Raw genomic sequence first — 20,003 nt, 5'->3', positions numbered from 1 at the left:
GATCAAGGGGGGATCAAGGGGGGATCAAGGACAAAATCTATCTTCAATTTAATTAGAACCACTTACTTACAAGCAGCTAAAATTTGTCTTATCATGGCGAGGAGGAAGAATATTCTCGCCAGTGAAAAGAAGTCAAATTAATTTTCTACCAATCTTTAGACACACATCCCGCAATCTCAAATCGAAAATCTCAAATCTAAAATAGGCTTATGTGGAATTCTATAATACAATTCTATCAAACTAATAAAGACTGGATTGACAATCTCCTCTCTGGTGCATTAGTTACTGTTGTTCTGGCAATAATCGGTTTCATTTGGTGGTATCGACAGCAAAAACGACAAGTCCGAATCATTGAACCGTCCTTACCCTTTACCAAAATTGCCCCCAATAGCAATGTAATCCCGATTATCTACAAAAGGGATGAAAAGGATAAATCTCCTTTAGCGGATCATAATATTATTTACCAACACCGAATGGCTGACCGAAACTTTACTAACGAACTTGTGCAAAATCTGGAGCAAAATCGCTGGTTAATTATTGTCGGCCCCACAGGAATCGGCAAAACTAGAGAAGCTGCTGAAGTAGCGCAACGTTTGAATCATGAAGGCTGGACGGTGTTAGTATTAAAATTAGGAGAATGGTTAGAGCGACCTGAAAATAAACAATTAGAGGCGATCGGAACAGATAGAAAATTACTATTTTTCCTCGACGATCTTAACTCATATATGCGCCGTAGTTTGCAAATTGACCAAAATCCCCAAGCAAAAGATAGTCCTCTTGCGGCGATTAATATTCCCTTACAAGAACGACTATTAAAAACTCTAGAAGCTTATGAAAACCATGGTACTCGTCCCGAAGAAGTGCGGGTGATTGCCACTGCGAGAGATGAAAAAGAACCCGAATCACCGGGACAACCAAGTGAATGGGATAAGTTACAGTGGGACAAATATCCAGAACTGTGGGAACGTTTTCAGTTGGTAAAATTGCCATCGCCGGAAGACGGTGCAATTGTCGAATTATTGCAGGATACTATCCCGCAAACCAACATTAAAGCTGAAACTGACTACAGCAGCATTGCTGCCTATAATGATTCTACCTTTCGCAATGTGGTAGAAAATTTAGTGCGCCTTGAAAACCGACAATTACCCCTCAATCCTGCCAACTATCAAGCTACTCTGCGAGGCAACTGGCAAAAACGTTATCAGGATGCAATTAAAAGAGATAATCTGGCGAAATATATCTATGCTGCGGTGGATTTATTGCGCCAGTGTAATATTTCCTTAGAACCGTTTATTGTTGAACCCACTGCCAGATTTATCGCCAAGGGAAATATGTGGCAACAACTCTGGTATCGCTGGCAAATCAAGCAAAGTTTAGCTGATTTAATTGCCAGAGAAAACATTTTAGAACCCCGCGACGGACAAATTGAAGCCAAGGGAAAGCAGGTAGAATTAAATGACTATTTGCGTCCTCTAAAACAGTTAATTTGGCAGTTATTTGAAGAAAAACCTCTTGAAATGTTGCCCTCTCTAGCAGGATTTACTCTTAAACTATATGAATTAAACCGCTATCGAGATGCCTTAAAAGGGTTCAACCGTCTAGTTAGTTTGCTACCTCAATTGGAAGACGGTTGGTTTTATCGAGGCACTACTTTTGTTTATCTTGAACAATACCAAGAAGCGATCGCATCCTGGGATCGAGCTTTAGAAATTAAACCCGATAAGCATGAAGCTTGGAACAAGCGAGGGATTGCGTTAGGTATTTTAGGCAGATTTGAGGAAGCGATCGCATCCTATGATCGAGCTTTAGAAATTAAACCCGATTACCCTGAAGCTTGGTTTATCCGAGGGATTGCGTTGGGTAATTTAGGCAGATTTGAAGAGGCGATCGCATCCTTCGATCGAGCTTTAGAAATTAAACCCGATTACCCTGAAGCTTGGTTTATCCGAGGGATTGCGTTAGCTGATTTAGGCAGATTAGAAGAAGCGATCGCATCCTACGATCGAGCTTTAGAAATTAAACCCGATTACCATGAAGCTTGGTACAACCGAGGGATTGCGTTAGATGATTTAGGCAGATTAGAAGAAGCGATCGCATCCTATGATCGAGCTTTAGAAATTAAACCCGATTACCCTGAAGCTTGGTTTATCCGAGGGATTGCGTTAGATGATTTAGGCAGATTTGAACAAGCGATCGCATCCTATGATCGAGCTTTAGAATTTAAACCCGATTACCCTGATGCTTGGTACAACCGAGGGATTGCGTTAGATGATTTAGGCAGATTAGAAGAAGCGATCGCATCCTACGATCGAGCTTTAGAATTTAAACCCGATGACCATGAAGCTTGGTACAACCGAGGGATTGCGTTAGATGATTTAGGCAGATTGGAAGAAGCGATCGCATCCTACGATCAAGCTATTAAAATTAATCCAAATTATGCTAATGCTTACTACAATAAAGCTGTTTGTTATGGCTTACAAAATAATGTGGAATTAGCTATCGAAAACTTACAACGCGCCATCAATCTTGATGTTAAATATCAGGATATGGCGAAAACGGATAAAGATTTTGAGCAGATTCGGGGAGATGAGCGGTTTCAATCATTGCTAAGTTAAGTAAATAAAAAAAGAGATAACTATCTATGTCGAAAGCAATCCTATCATCAGAATTAGGGTATAATAACTCTTAAGTCACAACTTTCGATCCTAATCAGGAGAACAATTGCTATGACACTGGCAACCACCCACCAACAAACCATTTTAGAAAAACTGCAAACCCTCAACCCACAACAACAACAAGTAATAGAGTTTATTGAATTTTTGCAACTTAAAGCAGATAAAACAGCAATTCATGAGGAAGAAAGAGAAATTTCTGCTTTAGAATCAGCCGGAGACTTAGTGGGGTGTTTAGACAGTGGTAAAGGAGATTTATCCCTAAAAAAGAGGGAATTTAAAAAGAAGCATCTAGTCTAATATGCTTATAAAGAGTAATTCTAGATACGGGGGTCTTAGTCGCCGTTCTCGACTGGAGTGATAATTATCACAATTGGTCAATTCAGCAATGGGAAAAAGTTGCCAAACCTTTATTAACTTGTGAGGCAGTTATCACTGAATCCTGTTTTATTTTGTGAAGTAAATAAAGAGAGAAAATTATTCATGTCAAACAAAACTATTGATCTCAATCAAGTACAGTTAACTTTACAAGAACTACTTGCCTTAATAAAGGTAGATACTGAAATTATTATAACCGAAGGAAACAAGCCTGTAGCTCGTCTAATTCCTTGGGGAGATACTGAAAAAACAACGTCTGAAACTCCTTCTCCTAAGTTACGACAACCAGGACTACACGCTGGAAAAATTAAGACTAGCGAAGATTTTGATGAGCCACTTCCTGAAGAATTTTGGACAGGTGAATCATGAAATTTCTTTTAGATACCCATACATTTATTTGGTGGGATAGCGAACCAGAAAAACTCTCTCAAAGAGCTTTAGAACTGTGTAGAGATCCTAGTAATACGCTGTTACTTAGTATTACAAGTATTTGGGAAATGCAAATCAAACTACAACTAGGTAAACTATCACTCAAGATACCTTTAGCAGAAATGATTAATACTCAGCAGGAAACTAACCAAATTGGCCTTTTATCAATTACAGTCAGCCATGTTTTAGCTTTAAATACTTTACCTAACATCCATAAAGATCCATTTGACCGCTTGTTAGTTGCTCAAGCTAATCTTGAAAATGCTAGACTGATTAGCCATGATTCAATATTAGCAAAATATCCTGTTCAGATAGATTGGTAGATAGGGCTTGCTGAATAAATGTGAAATATAGACGAGGTAAGGGTTTTAGGGTTCTGTTTTGCTCTCACAGGTGCAAGATTTTGAGAGAATCGTCGTTCAAAACCTTGCGTCTTCATCGGCCCGCGTCCTGTAGGGGCGAAGCATTCGGACAATAACCTATCGGTGAAACCGTAGATTTTCTATCCGAATGCTTCGCCCGTACTTTTTCAGCAAGTCCTAGCCATTCTTGGTGGTTTAACCCCCAATTAAATAAAAGATCTGCGATTCCAAGACATACGGAAATTAGGGATATTCTCGCTAATAAAATCTGCAAAGATATCGGAATACCACTAATAAAATAAATCGTTCATCAGTCTTGATGTCAAATATCAGGATCTGGCAAAAACAGATAAAGATTTTGATCAGATTCGTGGAGATGATCGGTTAAGTTAAGTAAATAAAAAAAGAGATAACTATGCTCAATCAATATACTGCTAAATATACAAAAATTCCCTCTGGTTACATGGGACAACTAATAGAATGGCCAGAAGTGATTACCGAAGGAGCAACCTTAGAAGAATGTCGAGAAATGCTCAAAGATGCTCTCTTGGAAATGATTTTAGCCTATCAACAACAAAACCAACCGATTCCTCTAGAAGAATGCTTGTTAGAATCAATTTATCTAAGTATTTAAGATGTCAGTAAAACGCAGAGATCTAATCAAATATTTTGAAGAAAATGGTTTTTATCTTCTCAGGGAAGGCGGGAATCACTCTATCTATACCAATGGAGAAAAAACTATTCCCATTAAAAGACACCGTACTATTGATAAAGTAACAGCCAATGTCATTTGCAAACAAGCTGGACTAGAAGCAAAGTTTTAAATCACCTTGATTAAAGCTTGTAATAAATATTTATTTTAGGTGCATTCCAATCATTTTCAAGGTGTTGGAGGTGATAATAAGATTCTTTGACCTCGGTTTCTGACCATTCCAATTCTTCAACTAGAAGTGGCTGTTCAGGGTTTTGAGGAAAATCAACAGATTGCTTCCTAGCATTCAGAGAAATAGATGCTGGTTTAGTTTCTTGATTTGACATATCAGAAATTATACTAAATCTGGTTATCAAAGACTGATTATTTATTCTCCCCTTTGCCTCTTGCATGAGTCCCTCTCTTGATATGTAGCCTATACCAAGGTATTTAGTATAATTGACCGCCTAAAAACCGAAAATTTCGCTTATTATATCATAAAAATCACCAAAAATACTTAATTTAAATAAGACAACTAAATAATTGTTTAATCGGTAATTCTTGAGGAAATCTAAAATCAGAACCCAACCGGCAAAAAGAGTGAGAGAATAAAAACATAGTTCAGAGACGAGAGGCTGTCAAGACAAGCTTTCCAGTCGTAAAATCCATAATTCTTGCTGGGTGAAGGCTAATCAATAACTTGCAAAAAAGCGGGATTCAATTTAGTAGAACAAATCGCGACAATCTGTCAATCTACTGAAAAAAAGAGAGAAAACTTATGTTTTGTGAACAATGCGAACAAACCGCTAGTGGTAATGGTTGTCATCAGTGGGGAGCCTGTGGAAAAAGTCCCGAAGTCAACGCCGTTCAAGACTTATTAGTTTATTGTCTGCGGGGATTAGCATCGGTGGTTTTAAAAGCTAAAGAAGCGGCGATATCTACTCGCGAAGCCGATATTTTTACCTGTGAGGCGCTTTTCGCCACCATGACCAATGTTAACTTTGATCAACGGCGTTTTACTGATTATATTCAGCGTTGTTTAGAGATTCGGGAAAATTTAAAAGCACAATTGGGATCCCTTGACTGGTCTGCACTTGCCAACTATCAGCCTAATTTTAATGAGAGTCTAGTTAGCCAAGGTCAAGAAGTATCCTTAGAACTAATTGAAAAAGTGCAAGACCTCGATATTTTTTCCCTAAAGTTAACTGCTATCTACGGAGTTAAAGGTCTGGCTTCCTATACTTTCCACGCTCAGGAATTAGGTCAAGAGGATGACTCGGTTTATCAGGTTATCCAAGAGACTTTAGCGGCAATTGATCGGGGGGATTTAAACCTCAATGATTGGGTGGCAATCTGTCTAAAAGTCGGGGCGGCAAACCTGCGGGCCATGGAATTATTAGATCAAGGTCATACCGAAACCTACGGTCATCCCATACCGACAAATGTTCCCTTAAATCCGCGTCTAGGTAAAGCCATTTTAGTCTCCGGCCATGATATTAAACAATTGGCAGCTTTACTGGCACAAACTGCCAATACTGGGATAACAGTCTATACCCACGGAGAATTATTACCCGCCCACGGTTATCCAAAACTCAAAGAAAAATATCCCCATCTCTACGGTCATTATGGCACCGCCTGGCAAAATCAAACTAAGGAATTTGCTAAATTTCCGGGGGCAATAGTTTTAACTACTAATTGTCTCATGCCCCCCCACGAAAACTATGAAAGTAAACTCTTTACCCTCGGACCTGTGGGTTATGCCCATATTAACCGCTTAGAAACAGTGGACGGTGCGATCGATTTTAGTCCCGTGATTGCTAAAGCGCAGTCATTGCCCGGATTTACTGAAATAAGCGAACCTCGGCAGGTAATGGTAGGATTTGCCCACAATACCGTTCTTAGTGTCGCTGATACGGTGGTTGATGCCCTTAAACAGGGTAAAATCCGTCACTTCTTCCTAGTTGGCGGCTGCGATGGGGCAAAACCCGATCGCAATTACTATACCGAATTTGTGGAACAAGTTCCCGAAGATTGCATCGTTTTAACCCTTGCCTGTGGAAAATTCCGCTTTTTTGACAAACAATTAGGTAGCATCGAAGGATTACCCCGGCTAATGGACGTAGGACAATGTAACGATGCCTATAGTGCCATCAAAATCGCCCTAGGATTAGCCAACGCTTTTAACGTTAGCGTCAATGAGATTCCCCTCTCCCTAATTATCTCTTGGTACGAACAAAAAGCGATCGCTGTACTGCTCACCCTGCTGCATTTAGGTATTCAAAATATCCGTCTGGGACCAACTTTACCGGCATTTATCTCCCCTAACGTCCTGAAATTCCTCTCCGATACCTATCATCTGCAGCCGATTACCACCCCCGCAAAAGACTTAGCCGCTTGTCTAGGTTAAAACTTTCTGTAAAAATCCCACCCTTGGCCACAAATTGTGGCCTATGGGAAGGAGAGGGATATTATCCTCAAGGAGAATAATTTTTATGTCCGTAATCACTTTAAGCATTGATGGTAAAGATGTAGCGATCGAAGCAGGTTCGCGAGTTCTCGCAGCCGCTAGTCAGGTAGGAATAAAAATTCCCGCCCTCTGTCATCTGGACGGAGTTTCTGAAGTAGCTGCCTGTCGCTTATGTTTGGTAGAAATTGAAGGTATTAATAAATTATTACCTGCCTGTGTAACGGAAGTGGCGGAAGGAATGGTGGTCCATACCGATACCCCAAAACTGAAAGAATATCGCCGCATGACAGTGGAATTATTATTCGCTGAAGGTAATCACGTTTGTGCAGTTTGTGTGGCTAATGGTAACTGTGAATTACAAGATTTAGCCATCGAAGTGGGTATGGATCATAGTCGTTTTCCCTACCGTTTTCCCAAGCGAGAAGTGGATATTTCCCATCATCTTTTTGGTATCGATCATAATCGTTGTGTTCTCTGTACCCGTTGTGTGCGAGTCTGTGATGAAATTGAAGGGGCGCACGTTTGGGATCTGGCTTATCGCGGCGAAAAAGATAAAATTATCGCGGGAATGGATCAGCCTTGGGGCAGCGTTTCTGCCTGTACTTCCTGCGGCAAATGTGTTGCCGCTTGTCCAACCGGGGCAATATTCCGCAAGGGTTCCGCCGTTTCTGAAAAAGAGGAAGATCGATCGAAGTTGGAATTTTTAGTTAATGCTAGGACTGAACACCAATGGACGCGTTAGCGAAAAATGGTAGATTCTCAAAACGTTCGTTGGGGACATCTAGGTATTTATGCCAAGTATCTGCGGGCGGAAATGGCTCTGTATGACGAGATTATGGGGATGAATGAAGATATTCGCTTGATTTCCGATTACTGCGGTATTTTTGCCCAGGAAACTCAACGAGCAAAGGACTACGCTTTCGGTAGCGGTGTCAGTCAGTATGAATTTTGGCCTAGTATTGATATGGCAAAGGCTTGGTTGAGGATGGCGCGAGGACAGGGAACGGCGATCGATCGCGTCTTTCTACAACACGAAATCTTAGAATCGGATTTAGTGATCAATCAGGGTATGAATCAGCCTTCTGCTCACGAAATCGCTCAAGCTCAATATGGTTGGTCTGTCCTACTGCGTCAAGGGAATCAATAATGTTATGAATGATACAAATCTCGAACAGATCTTTCTGCAAGCCTTGGATCGCTGTCTATCCCTGCTGGATTATCAATCTCAACCAACCAATTTAGCTTGGTCCGCGATCGAACTTTTCGCCGAAGTTGGGCGATTTCCCCAGATGCTTCGTCAATTCTGTGATCAATACCGAGAGCGTGTGGCGGCGGCAGATCGGGCGATCGAGGATTACGCCAGTAGTGTGGATAATTGGACAGTTAAGGGGACTATTTTCGGGGCGCAGGATCAATGTAATATCTTGCATTTTTTTCTCAATGTCCACACGAAAAATTTTAAGTTTTTTAGAGGTGAAAATTGGACACCACAGCTAATCTGTGAATTTTTGCAAGAATGGAAGGGGATCGATCTTTTTTCTTTAATTGCAGATAATCAGGAACTTGTCGAGATAGGCAAAAACCCTCCCCTCGGTAAACAGCCGCTTTTCTATTAGCTAGTAATCACTATTGCCCAAACCTAACAAACAAGGAATTAAAATTATGTCTAAAATTCGCTTCGCTACTGTCTGGTTAGCCGGTTGTTCGGGATGCCATATGTCCTTCCTCGATTTGGACGAATGGCTGTTAGAATTAGCCGAAAAAGTTGACGTGGTATATAGTCCCGTCGGCTGCGATCTGAAAACCTATCCGGAAAATGTCGATGTCTGTTTAGTGGAAGGAGCGATCGCTAATCAGGATAATTTAGAACTAATTCATCTAGTCCGTCAAAATACCAAAACCGTGGTTTCTTTTGGTGATTGCGCTGTAACTGCTAACGTTCCCGCTATGCGGAATATGTTGGGAACTGCCGATCCCGTGCTAAAAAGAGCTTATTTAGAGTTAGGAGATAACACACCTCAACTACCAGAAGAACCCGGTATCGTTCCCGAATTATTAGATCAAGTGCTGCCCGTCCATCAAGTCATTCCCATCGATATTTTTATGCCGGGTTGTCCCCCCGATGCGGACAGAATTCGCGAGACATTGATTCCCATTTTAAAAGGGGAGTTACCCGTGATGGCAGGACGAGAAATGATTAAATTTGGTTAATTAAATCAGTTATCAGTTATCAGTTATCAGTTATCAGGAGACAGCTTTGACGTATTCTCCCCATTTGCTTCTCCCCTCTCCCCTCTCACCAATTCACAATTCATAATTCATAATTCATAATTCATAATTCCCTAAATCAAGTTAAAATATCCGCTCCTAACATCCGTTGATATTTAGCTTCTAAAGCTTGTTTCAAATTGGGCAAAGTGATTAAATGGGGATCATCTAACATAATTTTTTCAGCGGCATCTCTTGCCAAAACTAACACCTCTTGATCCTCGACTAAACTAGCGAGAGCAAAATCTGGTAAACCCGATTGTCGTTGTCCTAAAACTTCTCCTGGACCGCGAAATCTCATATCCATTTCCGAGATAAAAAAGCCGTCTTGGGATTGTTCCAAAACCGTCAATCTTTGACGGGAATTAGCACTATTACTGCCACTTAAAAGTAAACAATAGGATTGATGGGAACCTCTGCCGACGCGCCCCCGTAATTGATGCAATTGTGAAAGGCCAAAACGTTCGGCATTTTCAATTAACATCACCGTGGCATTGGGAACATCCACCCCCACTTCGATAACCGTAGTTGAGACAATAATTTGCAGAATATTATCGCGAAAAGCTGTTAAGATTTCCTCTTTTTCGGCGGAACTCATGCGACCATGGAGTAACCCGATATTAAAATTAGGAAAAATCTTTTCTGATAAATTTTGATATTCTTCCACCGCAGCCCTCACATCTAATTTTTCCGATTCTTCAATCAAGGGAAAAATCACATAAGCTTGTCTGCCTTGGGCAATTTCACGGCGAATTAAATCATAGGCAGCCCTTCTTTGATTGCCATTTAAAGCGGTGGTTTGAATCGGTTGTCTGCCGGGGGGTAATTCGTCAATTTGACTCACATCTAAATCCCCATGGAGGGTTAAAGCTAAAGTACGGGGAATCGGTGTTGCTGTCATGGTTAAAACGTGGGGAGACTCTCCTTTGCTTAATAATCTTGCCCTTTGTTGTACCCCAAAGCGATGCTGTTCATCAATAACAACTAAACCTAATTTGCGAAAATTAACTGCATCTTGAATTAGAGCATGAGTTCCCACTAAAAGTGGTAATTCTCCTGTTTCTAATTGGGCGTGAATTTCTCGCCGTTTAGCGGTTTTTGTGGAGCCCGTTAATAATTCTACGGGTAAATGTAAGAGATTAAACCAGCTAACTAACTTACGATAATGTTGTTCCGCTAAAACTTCCGTGGGAGCCATTAATGCCGCTTGATAACCGGATTGTAGGGCTGCTAAAATGGCATAAACTCCGACAATTGTTTTGCCAGAACCCACATCCCCCTGCACAAGACGATTCATCGGGGTGCTAGAATCTAAATCCTCTAAAATTTCCTCAATAACTCGTTTTTGAGCATTGGTTAATTGAAAGGGAATTATCTGATTAAATTGATCAATTAGTTGACCTTTAGCACTAAAAATAGCACTTTTCTGTGTCTGACGATACTGTTGCCGCCGCCGCAGAAAACCCAATTGTAAAAAGAAGAATTCATCAAAAACTAATCGCCGTCGCGCTTGACTGAGAATCTCAGAATTATTGGGGAAATGAATGTTAGTAATTGCTGTCTTTAAATCGATTAATCCGTATTGTTTTTTTAGACCGAAAGGTAGGGGGTCTTTTATCGCTTCTACTGCCCCAAAAGCGGCGACTACAGCCTTTCTAATTAGGTCGGCGGGTACTCCATCGGTGAGGGGATAAACGGGCAGAATACGCCCGATTTTTAAGGACTCAATACTTGCCCCAGAACTGTCTAATAATTCAAATTCAGGATTTTCTAAAGTTAACCCATATTTTCCCGCTTTGACTAAACCACTAACCGCCACCACCGAACCGACGGGATAGAGTTTTTTTTGTCCTTCTTGCCAAGCACGATTAGTATAGCGAGTTCCCGCATAAAAACGGTTTAATTTTATCTGTCCAGTGCGATCCTGTAAGAGCAATTCAAAGATAGCTAACTTGGTATTTTTGGGACTATTAAAACAATTACAGCGCTTGACATTCCCCACTAAAGTTACCGTTTCCCCCTCGGTTAAATTAGCGATATTGACTTGACGACTGTAATCCACATGATCCCGGGGATAATAATATAATAAATCTTCAACTTTGTGGAGGTTTAATCTTTCTAAAAGACTGGCTTTTCTCTCTCCCACTTCCGCTAGATATTTCAAGGGTTGTTCGAGGGTGACTTGCCGTGGAGAATTAGCATTTGCCGTGATGGGAGTGGTATTAATAATTTTTGCCGCAGCTGGTTCTTTTGGGGTAGGGGTTGCTTCTAAAGTTTGCCGTAATTGTTGCAAAAAATTGCGAGTTTCGGCGACTAATTGTTGTCTTTGTCTGGGATTAAATTGAGAATATTGGGCAAATTTTTGGGCTAGTTCTCGCCAGCGATTTCTCTCACTGGTGGCAATTCCTACGGGAGGATTATCTCCGAAACTAAGACACAAAAACTCGCTAAAACGGTATTGATTTCCCTGAAGATCGGGATAACCTTTTTCCGCTTCTACAGATAAGGCTTTTTGTAATCTCACCCAGTCGGGTATTTCCCCTTTCATAATTGCCTCTTGACTCCAAATTTCCCAGTATTATGTTTCCCTAATACCTCTGTTTGATCATAACTGATTAATCGTACCAACTACTGCGCCACGCTGCTTCCGCTTGAGCGATAGTATATTCTTTGCGAATACGATGATATTGTTCCCCTAGACGATTTAATTGTTCCCAAAGGGAGCGAATTTGATTTCTTTCGACACTTAAGCGCGTGTCGGCAAATTCCAGTTCAGCCATTCGTAGATGAATCGCCGTTACTTTAGTGACTTTGCCACTTGAAAAATCATGATCATCCCCATCATCTTCATCTTCATCTTCATCTTTTTCTTCCTCTAGTTCAGGGTTTTTAGCTTCCACTAGAATGTTTAACATATTATTTCCCCCACCTAGGGATTGTCCTTCTTCTCCCGCTTCAATTGCCATATCGAGAATTTGACTGGGTAGATGAGGGGGAAGAATATAAGCTTTTTGTAGTTGCTGATTAATTTGTTTAGAGAGATGATTGAGAATCTCAATACAGTTTTTTTCCAGCACTCGACAACAATAAAGTAAAATATCGGGGTTATTAATCTCTCCAGTTGCGGCTATATTTTCTGGTTTGTTTAGAAAAAGTTTCAAGAAATCTGGGGTATTTTTCGTCTCTGCTGGACTTTTAGAGAATCCTACCCCTGAAAATGTCCCTCGATCGAAGCTCCGCTCACCCAATTGCTGTAAACTGGCTTTAGCCTCTTGTCCCAAAGTTTTGATCTCCTTTTGTAGTTTCTGACGATTGCTGTGGGAGAGAGCCAGAAATTCCCCCCCATAGTAACGGGTACAGATATAATATACTGCCCCGATCGCCTGTTTATAGAGAGATTCTCCGAGTAAATCAAGATAAATTCGGTATTTTTCCCGCATTCTTTCGGCTAAATTTGCCACTTCCGTTTCTATGTTCTTTAAATCTTGTTGTAGCTTGTTCAGTCTTCCAGTCATAGAAATTTTACCGAGGGAGAAGTTAGCGGTCGGCGAATTCTATTATAGCGACTCACTGTCAGCTATAGCGCCCTGACCAGGGGGAGATGCTCAGACTCGATCGTTTATCGGTTATTTTAGGTATTAGCTTTCCCCGGATCGGCTTTTAGCATTGGTTTTGGCAAAGATAACTGCTATAATCAGGCTAATTAGTAGGAAAACTCTCTATCTCTATATTTTTGCATAGTTTACACCACAAGTCCGGGCATGAAAACCGACAGTATTTTTTATGATCTTTTTCAATCTTATCCGTCAATTTTCTTTGAATTAATCAACCTTTCCCCCAGAGCAGCAGAGAATTACCGCTTTGATTCCGTCGAAATCAAGCAACTAGCTTTTCGTATTGATGGCGTATTTTTGCCCAATATTACCGATCCTAGCATTCCTATTTATTTCTGCGAGGTGCAATTTCAAGATGATCAGAATTTTTATGGCCGTTTCTTTGCTGAAATCTTCTTATATCTCAGTAAAACTGCTTTTAACAATGATTGGCGCGGGGTGGTCATTTATCCCCATCGTCGGGTAGAATCAGATAAGATTTTACGTTATCAAGACTTATTGACATCTGGGAGAGTGACGCGAATCTATTTAGATGAACTAGATGATATTAATCAAGATTCCCTCGGTATTGCCACCATAAAATTAATTATTGCTAAAGAAAATCAAGCCGTGGCAACAGCCAAACAACTTATTGAACGAGTGCGAACTGAATTTACCCAACCGCAAAACCTCCTACAATTAATAGAAACGATCCTTATCTATAAATTACCACGTCTAAGTCGCCGGGAGATAGAAGCCATGTTTAGTTTAGATGAACTGAAACAAACCCGTTATTTTCAAGACGTTCGAGAAGAAGGTAAACTGGAAGGTAAACTGGAAGGTAAACTGGAAGGTAAACTGGAAGGTAAACTGGAAGGTAAACTGGAAGGTAAACTGGAATCTGTGCCGCGTTTATTGGCTTTAGGTTTAACGGTAGAACAAATTGCTCAAGCCTTGGACTTAACTGTAGAAAAAGTGCGAGAAATACCAGAAACCCATTAAGATAATCTAGCAGTAAGCTATGACACCGTTTCTGATCAGGATAAAGTGTAACCTAATTTGGTATCGACCACCGACTACCCAAAACAAAAACTTCCTACCTCACCTATGAATAGCACTCCTTCCGCTTCTTTAAGATTAAAAAAAAACAAAATTACCGACACAAATATCACTCTCTCCCATGGCAGCGGTGGCAGAGCAATGCGGGATTTAATTAATGAGATATTTGTTAATAATTTTGATAATAATATACTGGCAACCCTTGAAGATCAAGCCCGATTTGAGATTAAAGATTTAGCTAAAATGGGTGATCGCTTGGCCTTTACCACCGATTCCTATGTGGTTTCTCCCCTATTCTTTCCGGGGGGTGATATTGGCAGTTTAGCAGTCAATGGAACCGTTAATGATTTGGCTGTCGGTGGGGCAATTCCTCTCTATCTCAGTTGTAGTTTTATCCTCGAAGAAGGTTTATCTATCGACACCCTAAAAACCATCGTTACTAGCATGAAAATAGCCGCCGAAAAAGCATCGGTAAAAATCGTCACCGGGGATACAAAAGTCGTTCCCAAGGGACAAGGGGATCAAATATTTATTAATACCTCTGGAGTGGGAGTAATTCCGGCTGGAATCAATTCTGCGGCGAATAATTTACAAGTTGGCGATCGCATTTTGATTAACGGTTTTCTGGGGGATCACGGTGCCGCCATTCTGATTGCCCGGGGCGAATTAGACCTACAATGCACAATCGAAAGCGATTGTCAAGCTCTGAATTCTTTAATTTCTGCAATTCTGGCCGTTTGCCCGCAAGTTAAAGCGATGCGGGATGCCACTAGAGGCGGATTAGCCACGGTTTTAAACGAATTCGCCCAAAGTTCAGGGGTGGGAATACAGGTGCAGGAAACGGCGATCCCCATCCGGGAAGAAGTGCGAGGAATGTGCGAATTATTGGGCTTAGAACCGCTTTATCTGGCAAATGAGGGCAAATTAGTCCTTGTCGTCCCTCCAGAGGCAGAAAATCGCGTTTTAGCAGTGATGCGTTCCCATCCTGACGGTAAAAATGCCGCTTCTATCGGGGAAGTCGTCGCTTCCCCCCCCAATTTAGTTTACTTAAAAACCCCTTTCGGCACTAACAGAATTCTCGATATGTTAGTCGGTGAACAATTACCGAGAATATGTTAATTAGGGTTTGCTGAAAAAGTTTGTTGTTAGGGTTAGGAGTCAGGAGTCAGGAGTCAGGAGTCAGGGGTTAGGGGTTAGGAGCCAGTCGTCAGTAGTCAGTAGTCAGGAGAATTAAGAATGAATAATAATCAATTAAATAGTCTATTTACAAATTTTAGGCAATTTAATCCTTATTTTTGCCGTTTTTGAACGCTAAAATAGTTGGTTTTTTGGGTTTTTAGTTAAAATTTTCCTGATAACTGATAACTGATAACTGAAAATGCACGAACTAGGAATCACCCAAAATATTATCGAACTTGCCTTAGAACATTCCCGAGGAATGAAAGTTAAGCGCGTGGTGTTAGAGATTGGTAAACTAACGGCAATTATGCCAGAATCGATCGCTTTTTGTTTTGATACCTGTTGTCAAGGTACTAATATAGAGGGGGCAATGTTAGAGATTCTGGAAATTTCCGGTTTAGGACAGTGCCAAGATTGCGGAAATGAGCTAGAACTAGAATATCCCTACGGAATCTGCGATCAATGTGGTAGTCGCAATATAATCATTTTACAGGGTCAAGAATTAAATCTCAAATCGTTGGAGACAGAATCCTTATGTGTGTAACCTGTGGTTGTTCTGATAACTCGGAAGTAACGGTAACTAATCCGCAAACGGGAACCCATGAACATATTTTAGCCGATGGTACTGTTATTAGTCATAGCCATCACGATCACGAGCATCCCCATCATCCCGCGGAAATTCACGCTCAAATTCATGGTAATATTCTCCAAGTTGAGCAAAATCTGCTGGCAAAAAATAATCTATTAGCGGCACAAAATCGCGGTTGGTTGAAGGGTAGAAAAACTGTTGCTCTTAATCTGGTTTCTTCTCCCGGTTCGGGAAAAACTACCCTCTTAACTCGCACAATTGCCGATTTAAAAACCGCTATTCCTATCAGTGTCATTGAGGGAGATCAAGCTACAGCTAATGATGCTCAAAAAATTAGTGAAACCGGTTGTCAGGTTATCCAAATTAACACCGGAACAGGTTGTCATTTAGAAGCATCAATGGTAGAGAGAGGATTAATCGAACTTGATCCACCGATGAATTCTTTAGTCATGATCGAAAATGTCGGTAATCTAGTTTGTCCTGCTTTATTTGATTTAGGAGAAAATGCCAAAGTCGTCATTCTTTCCGTCACCGAAGGGGAAGATAAACCGATTAAATATCCCTATATGTTCCACGCTTCTCAAGTCATGATCTTGACAAAAATAGACCTACTACCCTACGTTAATTTTAACCTCGATCGCTGTTTAGATTACGCCTATCAGGTTAATCCCAATTTGAAAGTTTTTCAAATTTCCGCTACCACAGGAGAAGGTTTAGATGCTTGGTACAGTTGGTTAAAATCACTGGTTTAAATTAGGCAATAACACACCCCAAAAAGTTCAGTCTAACCGCAAGAAAAATGACTCTAGCACTTGATGACAATATTTATAATCAACTGTTGACTAAATTTCAACCCAAGATTATTGAAAATGAGGAAGAATATCAACAAGTGCGTCATCTTCTGCTTAATCTAATTAGTAAACAGGATCGACTACCAGAAGAAACCGCGATGGTTAAATTAATGGCGACAATTATTAAGGATTTTGATGCCAAACAACCTCAACCCGAACCAGCTTCACCGCAGGAATTATTATTACACTTAATGTCAGCTAACAACAGGAAACAAGCTGATTTAGTTGGTAAAATTGGTTCTAAGGGTGTGGTTTCAGAAATTGTTAATGGCAAGCGATCGATTAGTAAAACTCAAGGGAAAATTTTAGGAGAGATTTTCAATGTTTCCCCCAGTGTATTCATTTAATTATCTATTAGTTGTTAATGAAAACAACCGTCATTGTTCCACCGATTAAATGTCAAGGTATCAAAACTAAACTGGTATCATCGATCAGAAGTTTAGCGAATCAGCAAAACTTTGATCGCTGGATAGAACCCTTTTGTGGTTCGGGGGTGGTAGCCTTTAATTTACAACCCAAAAAGGCCTTACTTGCCGATGCCAATGTTCATATCATTAACTTCTACAATGACATAAAAACTCAGCAGATTAATCCCAACCTTGTTAAAGAATTTCTCCAAAAAAATGGCAACTTACTTAAACAAGAAGGAGCAACCTATTATTATCAAGTGCGAGAAAGATTTAATCAAAATCCTAACTCCCTAGACTTTTTATTCTTAAATCGCTCTTGTTTTAATGGAGTCATGCGTTTTAATCAACGGGGAAAATTTAACGTTCCCTACTGTAAAAAAGATCAAAGATTTGCCCAATCCTATATCACCAAAATTGTTAATCAAGTCACTGCTGTTGCCAAAATTATCTCCAATTCCGATTGGACTTTTGCCGTCGCTGACTTTCGTGATACTATCTCTTTAGCTCAAAAAAATGATTTAATTTATCTCGATCCTCCCTATAGTGGTAGGCACGTTGATTATTTTAATTCTTGGTCAGAATCCGATGAAACCTGCTTGATGACTCAACTAAAAAATTTCCCCAGTAAATTGATTCTTTCCACATGGCACAGTAACCAATTTAGAACTAATCCCACCCTAGAAAACCACTGGACAGAATCCCGGTTTAATATCCACACCCATCAACATTTTTATCATGTCGGTTCTAGGGAAAGTCTCCGTCATCCTATGATCGAAGCATTAATTACTAACTTTCCCACCTCCGCTAATTTATCAATCATGGGGAAGAATAAAAATCTTGACTCCGTTAGTAACCCCCTCGATCTGCTCGAATAGTGCATTTGAGAGGTACAATCACAATTAAAAGACATTCCACATCAAACCTTTACCCGAAACAGTCAAGATCATGAAGAAAGTTCATTTAATTATTCAATCAGTTTTGTTTTTCGCCGCACCTATTTGTGTTCAGGGTCTAGCCTTCGCTGATGCGCCCTACAGAATAGCTGATGCTCAAGGCACTTTAGATAAGCACTCTATCAACTCAGTTTCTAGCCATTCCAAGAGTCCCGTCGGTGATTCGCTCTTAATAGCGCAGTCCGAAACTCTTACGGGTGTATGGAACTGCAATGATGGCGGCGTTTACTTTATTCGCCAAATCGGTAATCAGGTGTGGTGGTATGGTCAGAGTAGTGACGGTGGGGCTACTTGGTCTAATGTATTTCAGGGGACGATCACAGGCTCTCGGATTACTGGCAGCTGGGCGGATGTGCCTAAAGGAAGCATCAGAGGCAATGGCTCGATGACTCTTTCAATTGAAGGGTCTAATCGTTTGAGAAAGATCGGATCCGGGGGGAGTGGTTTCGGTGGTAGTTTGTGGAGTCGCTAGGAGTTAAGGGGTCGGCTCTCTTATTCTTTGTGTGATAAGTTTAACTTATATAAGAGCGATCAATCTTTGTGTTCTTTGTGTCTTTGTGGTTCGTTCCACTCGTTCGCTGGCATGAATGTATCTTAGAATACATTTTAACCACCAAACCCAAGAGAGCCAAGAGTCTTGTAAAAATAACTTGAGCAACTTTCTGAAAGAAGTGACCTCGACACGGATATTCAAGAATAGTCATTTCAATTAAGATTGAGAATATCAATCTCAGGGTTCATAAGGATTTTGTCGGTCTAGACTGTATCAGACTTATCTGAAATGACTATATTTTTCTAAGCTAGTGAGGTACACCTATTTTTCTTCCCTTTTGCCTAAAACCCATAACTTTTGTACCTCAGCAGACTGAAAAACGCTATAATACTCCTAAGGGTGTGCAGGTACATGATGCGAAGCTAGTAGCAGCCGTGTGCATTCATGACCTCACACCGATTGGAACCTTTAATGTTGACGATTTTATTCGAGTTAGGTGCTAACAATAAGGGTGACTTTTAGGCAAAAACGCGAGCATCCCGAGGACGAACATAAACTTGCTCCCCGACCTTGAGATGCAGTTGAGCCAGTTGTTCTCGATTCAGATGGGCAATCAGGAGAGAGCGATCCGGTAGAATTAATTCCACATCGATGGCCCAACCCAGATGGATAATGCGCTCGACTTTTGCCTCAATGCTAGACCCATTGGGAGAAGAGAGAATTTCTAGATCGTGGGGACGAATAAAAATCTTGACTCCGTTACTACCCCCTCCCAGCTGCCCGAATAGTGCGGCCGAGGTCGGTGGCAAAACATTCACCCGGCCGATAAAACTCATCACAAAAGGAGAGGCAGGATGATCGTACACCTGATCGGGAGTTCCCACCTGTTCGATTTTACCCTCATTGAAAATTACGATCTCGTCGGCCACTTCCATGGCTTCCTCCTGGTCGTGGGTGACGAAAACACTGGTGACATGGACTTCCTCGTGTAACTGTCGCAACCAAACCCGCAGCTCTTTTCTAACTTTGGCATCCAAGGCCCCAAAAGGCTCATCTAATAATAATACTTCCGGTTCCACCGCTAAAGCCCGGGCCAGGGCAACCCGTTGACGTTGACCCCCAGATAGTTGCGCTGGATAGCGATCGCCTAATCCCTGCAATTGAATTAAACTCAAGAGATTGTCCACTCGTTTTTGAATGTAGTTCGGGGCAGCTTTGCGAATATTTAAACCGAAAGCGATATTCTGACGCACCGTCAGGTGTTTAAAAAGCGCATAATGCTGAAAAACAAAGCCAATATTCCTTTTTCTGACATTTAAATGGGTTGTGTCTTTGCCGTTGATGATAATTTTGCCTGTGTCGGGGGGTTCTAATCCTGCGATCGCTCTCAGGAGAGTGGTTTTTCCTGAACCGGACGGCCCCAGCAGTGCCACCAGACGATTCGATTTGATCTCTAGGTTGATGTTGTCTAAAGCGGTAAAGAGACCTCCTGCAAAAGTCTTATTCAGCTACTTGATGATAGCCTAAAGCAAGTTCATAGTTGTAAATGCCAGCGATTAAATTAAATCTCAGACCAAAACGCCGTCTCCGATTCCTATATCTTGATGAT

At 41.0% G+C, this 20,003-nt stretch carries 22 protein-coding genes and 1 pseudogene; 18 read left to right on the top strand and 5 right to left on the bottom strand.

Going from position 1 to position 20,003, the window contains the following annotated elements; all coding sequences use genetic code 11:
- Positions 1-209: 209 nt before the first annotated feature.
- From IQ234_RS12915 to IQ234_RS12890, 6 genes are all read left to right on the top strand, one after another.
- A complete protein-coding gene (locus IQ234_RS12915; RefSeq protein ID WP_193957392.1) occupies positions 210-2,615 on the top strand; it encodes a tetratricopeptide repeat protein in 2,406 nt (801 codons plus the stop codon).
- Positions 2,616-2,726: 111 nt separating this feature from the next.
- A complete protein-coding gene (locus IQ234_RS12910; protein WP_193957391.1) occupies positions 2,727-2,972 on the top strand; it encodes a hypothetical protein in 246 nt (81 codons plus the stop codon).
- Between the two features lie 183 nt (positions 2,973-3,155).
- Positions 3,156-3,419, top strand: a complete 264-nt coding sequence (locus IQ234_RS12905; protein ID WP_193957390.1) for a type II toxin-antitoxin system Phd/YefM family antitoxin — start codon at positions 3,156-3,158, stop codon at positions 3,417-3,419.
- Positions 3,416-3,802, top strand: coding sequence for a type II toxin-antitoxin system VapC family toxin (locus tag IQ234_RS12900; protein WP_002734288.1), 387 nt, complete (start codon positions 3,416-3,418; stop codon positions 3,800-3,802). Before IQ234_RS12905 ends, IQ234_RS12900 begins: the two co-directional genes overlap by 4 nt.
- Positions 3,803-4,256: 454 nt before the next feature.
- Positions 4,257-4,475: a type II toxin-antitoxin system HicB family antitoxin gene (locus tag IQ234_RS12895; protein WP_190359323.1), complete on the top strand. Its 219-nt coding sequence runs from the start codon at positions 4,257-4,259 to the stop codon at positions 4,473-4,475.
- Position 4,476: 1 nt separating this feature from the next.
- Entirely contained in the window at positions 4,477-4,665 is a 189-nt protein-coding gene (locus IQ234_RS12890) for a type II toxin-antitoxin system HicA family toxin (RefSeq protein ID WP_002780187.1), read from the top strand.
- A gap of 10 nt (positions 4,666-4,675) precedes the next feature.
- Here IQ234_RS12890 and IQ234_RS12885 read toward each other — a convergent pair whose 3' ends face one another.
- Positions 4,676-4,879, bottom strand: coding sequence for a hypothetical protein (locus IQ234_RS12885; RefSeq protein ID WP_043999686.1), 204 nt, complete (start codon positions 4,877-4,879; stop codon positions 4,676-4,678).
- Positions 4,880-5,310: 431 nt separating this feature from the next.
- On the opposite strand from IQ234_RS12885, the gene hcp reads away from it, so the two are divergent.
- The 5 genes from hcp to IQ234_RS12860 all read left to right on the top strand — a co-directional run bounded on the left by hcp (position 5,311) and on the right by IQ234_RS12860 (position 9,210).
- Positions 5,311-6,939: a hydroxylamine reductase gene (gene hcp / locus IQ234_RS12880; protein WP_193957389.1), complete on the top strand. Its 1,629-nt coding sequence runs from the start codon at positions 5,311-5,313 to the stop codon at positions 6,937-6,939.
- Between the two features lie 85 nt (positions 6,940-7,024).
- A complete protein-coding gene (hoxU, locus tag IQ234_RS12875) occupies positions 7,025-7,741 on the top strand; it encodes a bidirectional hydrogenase complex protein HoxU (protein ID WP_002734546.1) in 717 nt (238 codons plus the stop codon).
- 6 nt (positions 7,742-7,747) lie between these two features.
- Entirely contained in the window at positions 7,748-8,146 is a 399-nt protein-coding gene (locus IQ234_RS12870; RefSeq protein ID WP_193957388.1) for a hypothetical protein, read from the top strand.
- A gap of 4 nt (positions 8,147-8,150) precedes the next feature.
- Positions 8,151-8,615, top strand: coding sequence for a hypothetical protein (locus IQ234_RS12865; RefSeq protein WP_228008513.1), 465 nt, complete (start codon positions 8,151-8,153; stop codon positions 8,613-8,615).
- Positions 8,616-8,661: 46 nt separating this feature from the next.
- Positions 8,662-9,210: an oxidoreductase gene (locus IQ234_RS12860; protein WP_002740992.1), complete on the top strand. Its 549-nt coding sequence runs from the start codon at positions 8,662-8,664 to the stop codon at positions 9,208-9,210.
- A gap of 136 nt (positions 9,211-9,346) precedes the next feature.
- Here IQ234_RS12860 and recG read toward each other — a convergent pair whose 3' ends face one another.
- Together recG and IQ234_RS12850 are read right to left on the bottom strand one after the other, a co-directional pair.
- Positions 9,347-11,815 carry an ATP-dependent DNA helicase RecG gene (recG, locus tag IQ234_RS12855; RefSeq protein ID WP_193957387.1) on the bottom strand — a complete coding sequence of 823 codons (2,469 nt, stop codon included), beginning with the start codon at positions 11,813-11,815 and terminating at the stop codon, positions 9,347-9,349.
- A 67-nt stretch (positions 11,816-11,882) separates the two neighbouring features.
- Positions 11,883-12,782: a hypothetical protein gene (locus IQ234_RS12850; protein WP_193957386.1), complete on the bottom strand. Its 900-nt coding sequence runs from the start codon at positions 12,780-12,782 to the stop codon at positions 11,883-11,885.
- Positions 12,783-13,028: 246 nt separating this feature from the next.
- On the opposite strand from IQ234_RS12850, the gene IQ234_RS12845 reads away from it, so the two are divergent.
- The 7 genes from IQ234_RS12845 to IQ234_RS12815 all read left to right on the top strand — a co-directional run bounded on the left by IQ234_RS12845 (position 13,029) and on the right by IQ234_RS12815 (position 18,373).
- Positions 13,029-13,862, top strand: coding sequence for an Rpn family recombination-promoting nuclease/putative transposase (locus tag IQ234_RS12845; protein ID WP_193957385.1), 834 nt, complete (start codon positions 13,029-13,031; stop codon positions 13,860-13,862).
- Between the two features lie 105 nt (positions 13,863-13,967).
- A complete protein-coding gene (gene hypE / locus IQ234_RS12840; RefSeq protein ID WP_193957384.1) occupies positions 13,968-15,038 on the top strand; it encodes a hydrogenase expression/formation protein HypE in 1,071 nt (356 codons plus the stop codon).
- 259 nt (positions 15,039-15,297) lie between these two features.
- Entirely contained in the window at positions 15,298-15,642 is a 345-nt protein-coding gene (hypA, locus tag IQ234_RS12835) for a hydrogenase maturation nickel metallochaperone HypA (protein WP_110579190.1), read from the top strand.
- Positions 15,633-16,439: a hydrogenase nickel incorporation protein HypB gene (gene hypB, locus IQ234_RS12830; protein WP_193957383.1), complete on the top strand. Its 807-nt coding sequence runs from the start codon at positions 15,633-15,635 to the stop codon at positions 16,437-16,439. Before hypA ends, hypB begins: the two co-directional genes overlap by 10 nt.
- A gap of 47 nt (positions 16,440-16,486) precedes the next feature.
- Positions 16,487-16,885 (top strand): helix-turn-helix domain-containing protein, encoded by a 399-nt coding sequence (locus IQ234_RS12825; protein WP_193957382.1) that lies wholly within the window; start codon positions 16,487-16,489, stop codon positions 16,883-16,885.
- Positions 16,886-16,902: 17 nt separating this feature from the next.
- Positions 16,903-17,823, top strand: coding sequence for a DNA adenine methylase (locus IQ234_RS12820; RefSeq protein ID WP_193957381.1), 921 nt, complete (start codon positions 16,903-16,905; stop codon positions 17,821-17,823).
- Positions 17,824-17,893: 70 nt separating this feature from the next.
- Positions 17,894-18,373: a hypothetical protein gene (locus IQ234_RS12815; RefSeq protein ID WP_228008512.1), complete on the top strand. Its 480-nt coding sequence runs from the start codon at positions 17,894-17,896 to the stop codon at positions 18,371-18,373.
- Between the two features lie 539 nt (positions 18,374-18,912).
- On the opposite strand, the gene IQ234_RS12810 is transcribed toward IQ234_RS12815, so the two are convergent.
- On the bottom strand, positions 18,913-19,902 hold the full coding sequence (locus IQ234_RS12810) for a sulfate/molybdate ABC transporter ATP-binding protein (protein WP_193957393.1): 990 nt from the start codon (positions 19,900-19,902) through the stop codon (positions 18,913-18,915).
- Positions 19,895-20,003: pseudogene (locus IQ234_RS12805) on the bottom strand (IS5/IS1182 family transposase); the annotation flags it as partial. The pseudogene IQ234_RS12805 and the gene IQ234_RS12810, both read right to left, overlap by 8 nt.

Source organism: Microcystis aeruginosa LEGE 91341 (assembly GCF_015206885.1).
In the GTDB taxonomy this organism is placed as follows: Bacteria; Cyanobacteriota; Cyanobacteriia; order Cyanobacteriales; family Microcystaceae; genus Microcystis; species Microcystis aeruginosa_H.
This window is presented reverse-complemented; position numbering and strand designations above follow the sequence as displayed.

Excerpts from the sequence above, each read along its gene's own strand:
- recG (WP_193957387.1), bottom strand. The coding sequence starts at position 11,815 with ATGAAAGGGGAAATACCCGACTGGGTGAGATTACAAAAAGCCTTATCT.
- IQ234_RS12865 (WP_228008513.1), top strand. The coding sequence starts at position 8,151 with ATGAATGATACAAATCTCGAACAGATCTTTCTGCAAGCCTTGGATCGC.
- IQ234_RS12885 (WP_043999686.1), bottom strand. The coding sequence starts at position 4,879 with ATGTCAAATCAAGAAACTAAACCAGCATCTATTTCTCTGAATGCTAGG.
- IQ234_RS12845 (WP_193957385.1), top strand. The coding sequence starts at position 13,029 with ATGAAAACCGACAGTATTTTTTATGATCTTTTTCAATCTTATCCGTCA.
- IQ234_RS12815 (WP_228008512.1), top strand. The coding sequence starts at position 17,894 with ATGAAGAAAGTTCATTTAATTATTCAATCAGTTTTGTTTTTCGCCGCA.
- IQ234_RS12905 (WP_193957390.1), top strand. The coding sequence starts at position 3,156 with ATGTCAAACAAAACTATTGATCTCAATCAAGTACAGTTAACTTTACAA.
- IQ234_RS12895 (WP_190359323.1), top strand. The coding sequence starts at position 4,257 with ATGCTCAATCAATATACTGCTAAATATACAAAAATTCCCTCTGGTTAC.
- hcp (WP_193957389.1), top strand. The coding sequence starts at position 5,311 with ATGTTTTGTGAACAATGCGAACAAACCGCTAGTGGTAATGGTTGTCAT.
- IQ234_RS12860 (WP_002740992.1), top strand. The coding sequence starts at position 8,662 with ATGTCTAAAATTCGCTTCGCTACTGTCTGGTTAGCCGGTTGTTCGGGA.
- hypA (WP_110579190.1), top strand. The coding sequence starts at position 15,298 with ATGCACGAACTAGGAATCACCCAAAATATTATCGAACTTGCCTTAGAA.
- IQ234_RS12915 (WP_193957392.1), top strand. The coding sequence starts at position 210 with ATGTGGAATTCTATAATACAATTCTATCAAACTAATAAAGACTGGATT.
- IQ234_RS12850 (WP_193957386.1), bottom strand. The coding sequence starts at position 12,782 with ATGACTGGAAGACTGAACAAGCTACAACAAGATTTAAAGAACATAGAA.
- hoxU (WP_002734546.1), top strand. The coding sequence starts at position 7,025 with ATGTCCGTAATCACTTTAAGCATTGATGGTAAAGATGTAGCGATCGAA.
- IQ234_RS12820 (WP_193957381.1), top strand. The coding sequence starts at position 16,903 with ATGAAAACAACCGTCATTGTTCCACCGATTAAATGTCAAGGTATCAAA.
- hypB (WP_193957383.1), top strand. The coding sequence starts at position 15,633 with ATGTGTGTAACCTGTGGTTGTTCTGATAACTCGGAAGTAACGGTAACT.
- IQ234_RS12890 (WP_002780187.1), top strand. The coding sequence starts at position 4,477 with ATGTCAGTAAAACGCAGAGATCTAATCAAATATTTTGAAGAAAATGGT.
- IQ234_RS12910 (WP_193957391.1), top strand. The coding sequence starts at position 2,727 with ATGACACTGGCAACCACCCACCAACAAACCATTTTAGAAAAACTGCAA.
- hypE (WP_193957384.1), top strand. The coding sequence starts at position 13,968 with ATGAATAGCACTCCTTCCGCTTCTTTAAGATTAAAAAAAAACAAAATT.
- IQ234_RS12870 (WP_193957388.1), top strand. The coding sequence starts at position 7,748 with ATGGTAGATTCTCAAAACGTTCGTTGGGGACATCTAGGTATTTATGCC.
- IQ234_RS12900 (WP_002734288.1), top strand. The coding sequence starts at position 3,416 with ATGAAATTTCTTTTAGATACCCATACATTTATTTGGTGGGATAGCGAA.
- IQ234_RS12825 (WP_193957382.1), top strand. The coding sequence starts at position 16,487 with ATGACTCTAGCACTTGATGACAATATTTATAATCAACTGTTGACTAAA.